Source organism: Stenotrophomonas sp. STEN021, assembly GCF_056760175.1.
In genome coordinates, this window is the sequence record NZ_JBRREH010000125.1 from 1 (window position 1) to 10353 (window position 10353).

Consider the following 10353-nt stretch of genomic DNA (forward strand, 5'->3'; position numbering starts at 1 on the left):
ATGCTCGGCAGGGGCACTACAGGTGACACCGCTGCCGTGCATGGCTCGGCACTACATCGGGTCTGAGCGCACATTGGATTTGCCCGCCTCCGAGAAGCTGAGCAGATCATCACACCAGCTTGACAGCCGCAGTTAAATTATCGTGAACACACCCAGCCGCTCCGGTTCTCAGAACACGTGGTGATGCTGTCCCGGATTGTTGCGCTCCTGGATTGGAGCAGCCGGTTGACTGGGCCCAGGCTCCTCCCAAGTCCAGGTACCCAAGATGAAACGACAACTCCTGACCACGGCTGTGTGCACCGTCATAGCCGCCTACTCGTCCTTTGCATTCGCCCAGTCCCAAGGCGATGACAGCGCCAGCAAAAAGAAAGTCGAAACCCTCGACAAGATCACCGTTACCGGCTCGCTGATCCCGCAGGTGCAGGTGGAAACCGCCACCCCGGTAACCTCCATCACCGCGCAGGACATCCAGAAGCAGGGGTTCAAGGATGTCTACGAGGTCCTGCGTTCGCAGCCGTTGGCCACGGGCGCGGTGCAGGACAGCCAGTATTCCGGCGGCTTCACCTCCGCCGCCAAGCCAATCAGCCTACTTGGCCTGGACCCCGGCTTCACCCTGGTGCTGATCGATGGCCGGCCGATGGCCGACTATCCGCTGCTCTATAACGGCCAGAGCAACTTCGTCGACCTGGCCAGCATTCCTACCGCAATGGTCGAACGCATCGATATCGCCCCCGGCAACCAATCCTCGATTTACGGCTCCAGCGCCATCGCCGGTGTGGTCAACATCATCCTCAAGAAGCACATCGATGGCATCCAGGCGGACTTCCGCATCGGCAGCTACGACGGCGGCGGTGGCAACAACCAGCGCTTCCAGCTCACCGGCGGGCAGAGCTGGGACAAGCTGGACCTGACCTGGGGCGTGCAGCTCAACAACCAGGACCCGATTTACGGGTTCAACCGCAAGGACATCGACTCCACCAACGACAACCCGGATGCAAGCGCACGCTACGGCGTGCGCACCTTCGTCCACAGCGCTTCCGATGGCAGCTATATCGACCCGGGTGCCGCTGCCTGCGCACCGCTGGCCGGGCTGTACCGGGGCACCACCTTCTATGACACGCGGCCCACCCGCGGCAATTATTGCGGCAGCCGCTACCAGCCCGGCTACGCAAGCATCATGAACAAGGAGCGCAGCGCTGCCGGCTACGCCAATCTCAACTACGCGCTCAGCGACAACGCCGATCTGTATGCCACCTTGCTGCTCAACCACAGCAAGACCCAGAGCAACAGCGGTTCACGCTTCTGGCAGCCCTCGATCGATACCAGCGGCTACATTTTCAACCAGCTCACCGGCGACCTGGAAAGCTACCAGCATATTTTCTCGCCCGAAGAAACCGGCAACCTGGACTTCAACAACGAGCGGCAGACCTCGGATTCCTACAACATCGCAGCCGGTATCAAGGGCACCATCGGCCAGTCCAACTGGGACTACAACGCCTACTACGCGCGCTCGGAATACCGCATCGACAGCCGCCAATGGTGGCCGTTGAAGGACAAGATGGAAGACTTCTTCCGTCAGCAGTTCCTCGGCCCGCAATTGGGTGAGTACTACGGCTACCCGATCTACGAACCCAATGATGCCGGGTTCTACCAGGCACTGACCCCGGCCCAGTACCGCAGCTTCCAGGGCGAAATCCGCACCAAGTCCAAGACCTGGACGCAGAACCTGAACCTGCAGGTCACCAATACCTCGCTGTTCGCGCTGCCGGCCGGTGACGTGGGCTTTGCCGGTGTGGTGCAGGGCGGCCAGCAATCCTGGGAAAACCCCACCGATCCGGGCGTGGTCAATGGCGATTATTGGGGCCTGAGCGGCACCCAGGGCCACGGCAAGCGCGACAACTGGGCCGCCGCGGTCGAGTTCCGGGTGCCGATCTTCAAGATGCTGACCGCCAACCTGTCCGGGCGCTACGACGACTACAAGAACAAGAACGCCGGCAGTGACTCCAAGGCCACCTGGAAGGCCGGCCTGGAGTTCCGTCCCATCGATTCGTTGCTGTTCCGCGCCAACTACGCCACCGCGTTCAAGGCGCCGGACATGTCCTACGTATTTGCCGGCGCCAGTGGCTATTACACCCAGGTGCCCGACTACTACCGCTGCGCCACCGAAGACCCGGGCAAGCCGATCGGGCAATGCAAATACAACGACGAGCAGGTCAAGGGCTCGCGCATGGGCAACCCGGACCTGAAGTCCATCACCGCCAAATCCTGGGGCGGCGGCGTTGTGTGGTCGCCAAGCGCCGACTTCACCGTCAGTGCCGACTACTACCGCATCAAGATCGACAACAAGGTCTCCGACCTGGATCTGGACCAGCTGCTGCGCAATGAATCGGCTTGCCGCCTCGGCCAGCTCGACGCCGCCTCGCCGACCTGCGTGGATGCATTGGCACGCATCGGCCGTGCCGGTGCCAATGCGCCACAACCCAACCAGATCCAGACCGTGCGCACCAATCCCATCAACGTCTCCAAGGAGGACGTCAGCGGCATCACCGCCAACCTCAACTACCGTCTGGGTACGGACAACTGGGGCAGCTTCATGTTTGGTGCGCGCTACAACGTCACGCTCAAGCACGACAACCAGCAGTACCCCGAAGATCCCACCATTGATCTGCTCTCCGATCCGTACTATTCCTCGGAGTTCAAGAACATCTTCAGCGGCACGCTGGGCTGGCAGAAGGGGCCATGGACCTCGACGCTGTACGGCATCCGCTATGGGCGCACCCCGAACTACGCGGCGCAGAATTCCATCGACGGCTATGGCGCCAAGAACGCAGGCCGTGTGGCAGCGTGGACGACCTTCAACCTGACCGTGGATTACGCGGTGAACGACGACATATCGCTGAGCGCGACGGTCAACAACCTGGCCAACAAGATGGCCCCGCGTGACAACACCTACAACGTCTACCCGTATTACAACGTGTTCAATTACAACGCCTATGGCCGCTCCTACATGCTGGAGTTGAACTGGCGCTTCGGAGGCAAGCAGTAAGACCGCATGCCGTCGTGATGCAGGCAAGGAGCGGCTTGCGCCGCTCCTTTTTTTCAATCTGCAGCCAGCGCCTCGCGCAGTGGCTGCAACTGCGTTTCATAACGACGCCATTGCTCGACATTGCGGGCGTGCAGGGGCTCGCGCACCTGCACGCTGCTGAGCGTCGCACTGGCCGCTGCATTGCGGGTCAGGTCGGTTGCACCCGGTTCCGCTTGCAACTGGCAGCGCTGCAGGATGTTCGCAAGCACTGCCTGCGGAGCAGTCACCATCGCCTCGTAGTCGATCTCCAGCACGCACCCCGGCAGGTACTGCTGCCACGCCTGCATCAATTGCCGATGCGCACGGTTGTGCGCGGCCAGCGCCTGCAGGTCGTAGCTGTATGCATAGGACGCGCCAAACATCGCGCGGTAGTTTGAAAAGCACACCGCCATCGGATCGCGGCGCACATACACGATCACCGCCTGCGGCAGCGCACGTGCGATCGGGCCGGCCAAGAGGTAATTGGGCGGCAGCTTGTCGACAAAGCGGCGCTCATCTCCCAGTCGCCAGCGTGTCTGTTGCAGATAGCCCTGGCCCACCTGCGCGTAATCCAGCGCCGGCAGCGCCTGCAGCAACGCCGGGTCAAGCAGCGCTCGCCCGGCCTGATCCGCCTGCCAGCGCAGCTGCTGGGCAAAGTCACCGAGCTCGCCCACCGACAACACCTGTGAGTGATTGCCCAGCATCCGCTCCAATACCGTCGTGCCCGAGCGCGGCATACCGACGATGAAGATCGGCTGCGCCCCCTCGTCCACCGTCGCAGCAGGGGTTACCGGGGAAAAAACGCCTTCGCCAGCCAGGGCCGCCATCGCCTGATGCTGCGCGGTGTCGGCCTTGCCGTCGTGGCGCAACTGCTGCCACATCAGCGCATTGCCGGTGCTCAGCGCCGCCCAGGCCGCGTCATCCTCGCCCAGGTCCTCCAGTTCCTTGTACAGCGCGAACCAGAGCGCGGCGGTGTCTTCATTTGCAGCCGATGTCCGCCGCAGTTGCTGGCGCAGCACATCGACATGGTTGGCCTGCGCCGTCTGCCCCCGCAGACGCGACAGGGTGAGTGCGGCGCGACCAAAGCCAGGCCGTGCCTGCAGGCAACGCAGCAAGGCCTGCTCGGCGCCCTCCAGATCGCCATTGAACTGCAGTTGCACGCCCAGGAAGTACTGGAAATCGGGATTGTCGAAGCCGCGCTGGCGGGCCTGCTGCATCAGCCGCAGCGCCTCGGCGTGCAGGCCCAAGGACTGCAACACGTGCGCCAGCGAAGCCAGCAGCGGCGGGTCGGTGCACTGCCCGATGCAGGCCTGCTGCATCAGCCGCGCCACATTCTGGCTGTCGCCTACCCGCAGCAGGGCCTGGGCGATACGCAGCAACAAGGCTGGGTCGTCATGCTGGCCCGCTGCAGCCTGTTGCAACTGCGCAACCGCTTCACCTACGCGCGATTGCGCCAGCACGGTGCCGGCCAGCATCACCCGTGCGTATCGGTGCTGCGGCTGCACTTCCAGCAGCTGCAGCAAGTACCGGCGCGCTGCGGGCATGTCGCCTTGGGCCAAAGCGGCCTGTGCGGACTGCCAGGAGGCGCCGGCATCCATGCCTCAGTTGGACAGGTGCTCGATCGCGGCCACGCTGCCGAGGCGGTCACCCAGCGTGCGCAGCAGCGCCAACCGGTTGCCACGCAGCGCCGGATCCTCGGCATTGACCATCACCGCGTCGAAGAACGCATCCACCTGCGGACGCAGGCGGGCCAGGCGGCCGAGCACGGCCACGTAGTCCTTGTGTGCCAGCGCCACACCGGTGTCGTCGATGGCGGCAGTCACCGCTTCCGCCAGTTCGCTCTCGGCCGGCTCGCGCAGCAGTGCCGGGTCGATCATGGCCGGGATGGCGCCGTCGGCCTTGCGCAGGATGTTGCGGATGCGCTTGTTGGCTGCGGCCAGTGCCTCGGCTTCCGGCAGCTGGGCAAAGGTGCCGATGGCATCGATGCGGCGGTCGAAATCGTACAGCGAGGCCGGCTTGAGCTCGGCGACGGCGTTGAAGTGGGTGGCCGGTACGCCCTTGTCGGCGTAGTAGCCCTTCAGGCGGTCGATGATGAAGTCATACAGTTCGCCCGCATCCGCCTGCACCTTGCGCTCGGCCAGACCAGCATTCGCCGATGCCAGCAATGCCGGCAGATCCAGATCGAAGCCCGATTCGATGATGCTGCGTGCCAGACCCAGCGCATTACGACGCAGCGCAAACGGGTCCTTGTTGCCGGTCGGCTTCAGGCCAGCGGCAAAGCCGCCGGCCAGCGTGTCCAGGCGCTCGGCAATCGCCAGCACCTTGCCCAGCGGCGACAGCGCGATGTCATCGGCGGCGAAGCGCGGCTGGTAGCTCTCGTCGATGGCCAGCGCCACCGACGGCGATTCGCCACCGGCAACCGCGTAATGACGGCCAGCAATGCCCTGCAGTTCCGGGAACTCGTTGACCATGCGCGACTGCAGGTCGTTCTTGGCCAGCTCGGCGGCACGCTTGGCCTGCACCGGATCAGCACCCACCTGCGGCGCGATGATCTGCGCCAGCGCGCTGACCCGCTGCACCTTGTCGGCGACGCTGCCCAGCTTGGCCTGGTAGGTGACGGTCTTCAGGCCATCGCCCATGCCGACCAGACCCTGCTTGAGGTCTTCGTCGAAGAAGAACTTGGCATCGGAGAAGCGCGGGCGGATCACCCGCTCGTAGCCCTTGGAAACCTCGGCCACGTCCCTGGATTCGATATTGGCAATACCGATGAACTTCTCGGTCAGCTTGCCGCCGCCGTCGAGCACCGGGAAGAACTTCTGGTTGATCTCCATGGTCTCGATCAGCGCTTCCTGCGGCACGGCCAGGAATTCGCGCTCGAAACTGCACAGCACTGCCGCCGGCCATTCGACCAGGTTGACCACCTGCTCCAGGTTGTCGTCGGTGATGCGGGCCACGCCACCCGCCTGCGCGGCTGCGGCATTGACCTCGGCGACGATGCGCTCGCGGCGCGCGTCGGCATCGACCAGCACGTTGGCGGCCTTCAGCGATTCAACGTAGTCGGCCGGGTTGCTCAGCCACACCTGCTTGTCGGCCATGAAACGGTGGCCACGGCTGAAGCGGTCGGACGTCAGGCCGAGCAGCTCGGCCGGCACGATGTCGTTGCCGTGCAGCAGCACCAGCCAATGCACCGGACGGGCGAAGGCGTATTCGTGGCTGCCCCAGCGCATCGGCTTGGGGATGGGCATCGCGGCGATGGCTTCGCGCAGGATCTCCGGCAGCAGGCTGGCGGTCTGCGCGCCCGGGGTCACCGAACGCAGCACGAAACGCTCGCCCTTGGCGTCGGTGGTGCGCTCCAGCGCGGTCCAGTCGATGCCGGCCTTGGCGGCAAACCCCTGCAGCGCCTTGGTCGGCTCGCCGTTGGCGTCCAGCGCGATGTTCAGGTACGGGCCGAATACTTCCGAGTGCTGCTCGGGCTGTTCGGTTTCCACGCCCGGCAACAGCACGGCCAGGCGACGCGGGGTCGACAGCGGCTTGGCATCGCCACGCTCGAAGGCCACGCCACGCTTGGCCAAGCCATCGATCACGCCATCAAAGAACGCCTGCGCCAGGCCCGGCAGCGCCTTGACCGGCAGCTCTTCCACGCCCAGTTCGATCAGCAGCGGTTGCATGCTCATGCCTGCACCTCCTTCGCTGCCACGGCTTCGAGGCGCTTGGCCTCGTACAGCTTGGCCACCGCCTGGGCCAGCGCGCGCACGCGCAGGATGTAACGCTGGCGCTCGGTCACCGAGATGGCGCGGCGTGCGTCGAGCAGGTTGAACGAATGCGAGGCCTTGCATACCTGTTCATAGGCCGGGAGCGGCAGGCCGGCTTCCACCAGCTTCTGCGCTTCCTTCTCACAGGCGTCGAAGCGATGGAACATTTCTTCCACGTCGGCGTACTCGAAGTTGTAGGTGCTCTGCTCCACCTCGTTCTGGTGGTAGACATCGCCATAGGTGACCGGGGTACCGTCCGGGCCATAGGTCCAGATCAGGTCGTAGACGTTGTCGCAGTTCTGCAGGTACATGCAGAGCCGCTCCAGGCCATAGGTGATCTCGCCCAGCACCGGCTTGCACTCCAGGCCACCGGCCTGCTGGAAGTAGGTGAACTGGGTGACTTCCATGCCGTTGAGCCAGATTTCCCAGCCCAGGCCCCAAGCGCCCAGGGTCGGCGACTCCCAGTTGTCCTCGACGAAGCGCAGGTCGTGCACCAGCGGGTCAATGCCCAACGCCTTGAGCGAATCCAGGTACAACTGCTGGATGTTGTCCGGGCTCGGCTTCATCGCCACCTGGTACTGGTAATAGCGCTGCAGGCGGTTGGGGTTTTCGCCGTAGCGGCCGTCGGTGGGACGGCGCGAGGGCTGCACGTAGGCGGCATTCCAGCTTTCCGGGCCGATCGAGCGCAGGAAGGTGGCCGGGTGGAAGGTGCCGGCACCGACCTCCAGGTCCAGCGGCTGGATCAAGACACAGCCCTGTTTCGCCCAGAAATCATTGAGGGTCTGGATCAGTCCCTGGAAGGTAATCGAAACGGGGGGAGTCGCGGACATGCTGCCTGAGCCGTACGTAAGGGGTGCGTTAGTATAGCGACCGACCGCGCGATGGCCGCGCCAGCAAGGGGTTTGGGGTGGAAAACGCGGCTATGGAAGGCACTCAGGCACCGTCACCGCAGGTGGCTATCGCCCCGGGAAGACTGCAGTTTTCCAATGTTGCCAGCGCCCTGCTGGCCGATGGGCTGGTGGCCGCACACGACCAGGAGCGGATCCGTTTTTCCGCCCAGGGCGCGCGCAATGCCAGTGAAGTCCATCCGCTGGTACTGCTGGCCAACCTGAAACTGGCTGCCGCCATCGGGACCGGCGAGCTCGGCCTGGAGCGCCTCACCGAATGGCTGGCCACCCGCACCCACACCCGCTACCTGCGTATCGATCCGACCCGGGTGGACGTGGCCGGTGCCACCGCCGTGGTCTCCCATGCCTATGCACGCCGCCACCGCATCCTGCCGCTGGGCCTGGACAGCGAGCGTGTGCTGGTGGCAACCAGCGAGCCAATGGCACGCGACTGGGTGCCGGACCTGCAGCACCTGCCCCGCCGCCGCATCGACATGGTGCTGGTCAACCCGCTGGACCTGCACCGCTACTCGATGGAGTTCTTTGGCGTCACCCGCTCGGTGCGCGGCGCCCGCAGCGACGCCCGTGACAACAGCAACGGCGTCACCCCGCCCAGTTTCGAGCAGTTGGTGGAGCTGGGCAGCGCCGGTGACGTCAACGCCGACGACCACCATGTGGTCAGCATCGTCGACTGGCTGCTGCAGTACGCCTATGAGCAGCGTGCCAGTGACATCCACATGGAACCGCGGCGCGACAAGGGCCGTGTGCGTTTCCGCATCGACGGGGTGCTGCACAAGGTGTTCGAACTGCCCCCCTCGGTGATGACCGCAGTGATCAGCCGGGTCAAGGTGCTCGGCCGCATGGACCTGGCCGAGCGCCGGCGCCCGCAGGACGGCCGCATCAAGACCCGTTCACCGGGCGGCCGCGAGGTGGAGATGCGTCTGTCGACCATGCCCACCGCATTCGGCGAGAAATGCGTGATGCGCATCTTCGACCCCGATTCGGCGTTCAAGAGCATCGAGCAGCTGGGCTTCAGCCCCGAGGAAGCTGCCGGCTGGAACGAACTGGTGGCGCGTCCGCACGGCATCGTGCTGGTCACCGGCCCGACCGGCTCCGGCAAGACCACCACCCTGTACTCCACGCTCAAGCGCCTGGCCACGCCGGACGTGAACGTGTGCACGGTGGAAGACCCGATCGAAATGATCGCGCCCGAGTTCAACCAGATGCAGGTGCAGACCAATATCGACCTGGACTTCGCCTCCGGTGTGCGCACCCTGCTGCGCCAGGACCCGGACATCATCATGATCGGCGAAATCCGCGACCTGGAAACCGCGCAGATGGCGGTGCAGGCCTCGCTGACCGGCCACTTGGTGCTGTCCACCCTGCATACCAACGATGCGCCCTCGGCGATCACCCGCCTGCTCGACCTCGGCGTGCCGCATTACCTGATCGCCTCCACCGTCAACGGCGTGCTGGCGCAGCGCCTGGTGCGCACCCTGTGCCCGCACTGCAAGGCGCCAGACACGCTGACGGACGCCGATTGGGCACCGCTGCGTCATGCCCATGAAGCATTACCAGATGTGGTCACGGCATATGCCCCGGTCGGTTGCCTGGAGTGCCGGCGCACCGGTTACATGGGCCGGATCGGCCTGTATGAGCTGCTGCCACTGGGTTCGCGGCTGCGCGCACGGATCACCCGCGACATGGACCTGGCCGGGTTCAGCCAGGCTGCTGCCGGGGAAGGGCTGCGTACCCTGCGCCGTACCGGGCTTGAAAAGGTGGCCGCAGGGCTGACTACAATCGAGGAAGTCCTGTCAGTACTGCCGCCGCCGGAATGAAGTCCCAGCCGTTCTTGATCGTTGAAACCGGGCAACCGTTCCCGACACTGCGCCGTTATGGGCGTTTCCCGCACTGGATCCGCGTTGCCGCCGGGCTGGAAGAAGCCGATACCGTGGTGGTCAACGTCGAGCACGGCGAGCAGTTGCCGGCGCGTGGTGATTTTGCCGCCACCATCGTTACCGGCTCGGCCGCCTTCGTCACCGACCGCGCTGACTGGAGCGAACGCAGCGCCGACTGGCTGCGCGACGCCGCCCACGCCGGCATGCCGCTACTGGGCATCTGCTACGGCCACCAGCTGCTCGCGCATGCGCTGGGTGGCGAAGTGGCTTACAACCCGGCCGGGCGCGAGTCCGGCACCATCCAGCTGGAGCTGGAGGCCCCGGCTTCGGCCGATCCGCTGTTCGCCGGCCTGCCGGCCAGTTTCCCGGCCCACGCCACCCATCTGCAGACGGTATTGCGCGCGCCCGAAGGCGCCACCGTGCTGGCCCGCTCGGTGCAGGACAACTGCCACGCCTTCCGTTGGGGCGAGCAGGCCTGGGGCCTGCAGTTCCACCCCGAGTTCGCCACCCATCACATGCGTGGCTACGTCCGTGCCCGCGCCGACTGCATCGCCCGCCACGGTGGCTGCGCCCGCAGCGTCGCGCGCGAGGTAAGCGCTGCGCCGCTGGCCCGGCAGCTGCTGCGCCGCTTCGTGCGCCATGTGCGACGCGAGACCCATTGAACCTGCTGTTGTTTTGTGGGAACGGCGTCAGCCGCGAAGCCCATGAATCGTCAGATTGCGGACATGCCCGTCATTGCAGCATTGCCGGCT

Annotated in this window: 6 protein-coding genes; 3 read left to right on the top strand and 3 right to left on the bottom strand. The window is 65.0% G+C overall.

Annotated features, from left to right (window positions below):
- The first annotated feature begins 265 nt into the window (after window positions 1-265).
- On the top strand, window positions 266-3046 hold the full coding sequence (locus ACVOL0_RS19360; protein ID WP_481550467.1) for a TonB-dependent receptor: 2781 nt from the start codon (window positions 266-268) through the stop codon (window positions 3044-3046).
- A gap of 53 nt (window positions 3047-3099) precedes the next feature.
- On the opposite strand, the gene ACVOL0_RS19365 is transcribed toward ACVOL0_RS19360, so the two are convergent.
- From ACVOL0_RS19365 to glyQ, 3 genes are read right to left on the bottom strand one after another with little or no spacing between them, the layout of a single operon-like run.
- A complete protein-coding gene (locus tag ACVOL0_RS19365; RefSeq protein ID WP_481550468.1) occupies window positions 3100-4662 on the bottom strand; it encodes a tetratricopeptide repeat-containing sulfotransferase family protein in 1563 nt (520 codons plus the stop codon).
- 3 nt (window positions 4663-4665) lie between these two features.
- The gene (gene glyS, locus ACVOL0_RS19370; RefSeq protein ID WP_481550469.1) at window positions 4666-6738 is read right to left on the bottom strand and encodes a glycine--tRNA ligase subunit beta; all 2073 of its coding nucleotides are present in this window, start codon (window positions 6736-6738) and stop codon (window positions 4666-4668) included.
- A complete protein-coding gene (gene glyQ, locus ACVOL0_RS19375; protein ID WP_293711779.1) occupies window positions 6735-7646 on the bottom strand; it encodes a glycine--tRNA ligase subunit alpha in 912 nt (303 codons plus the stop codon). The genes glyS and glyQ overlap by 4 nt, the downstream gene beginning before the upstream one ends.
- Window positions 7647-7738: 92 nt before the next feature.
- Between glyQ and ACVOL0_RS19380 the strand changes: the two genes are divergently transcribed.
- Both ACVOL0_RS19380 and ACVOL0_RS19385 read left to right on the top strand, forming a co-directional pair.
- Window positions 7739-9541 carry a GspE/PulE family protein gene (locus ACVOL0_RS19380; RefSeq protein WP_481550470.1) on the top strand — a complete coding sequence of 601 codons (1803 nt, stop codon included), beginning with the start codon at window positions 7739-7741 and terminating at the stop codon, window positions 9539-9541.
- Window positions 9538-10263: a glutamine amidotransferase gene (locus ACVOL0_RS19385; protein WP_481509489.1), complete on the top strand. Its 726-nt coding sequence runs from the start codon at window positions 9538-9540 to the stop codon at window positions 10261-10263. The genes ACVOL0_RS19380 and ACVOL0_RS19385 overlap by 4 nt, the downstream gene beginning before the upstream one ends.
- The last annotated feature ends 90 nt before the right edge of the window (window positions 10264-10353 follow it).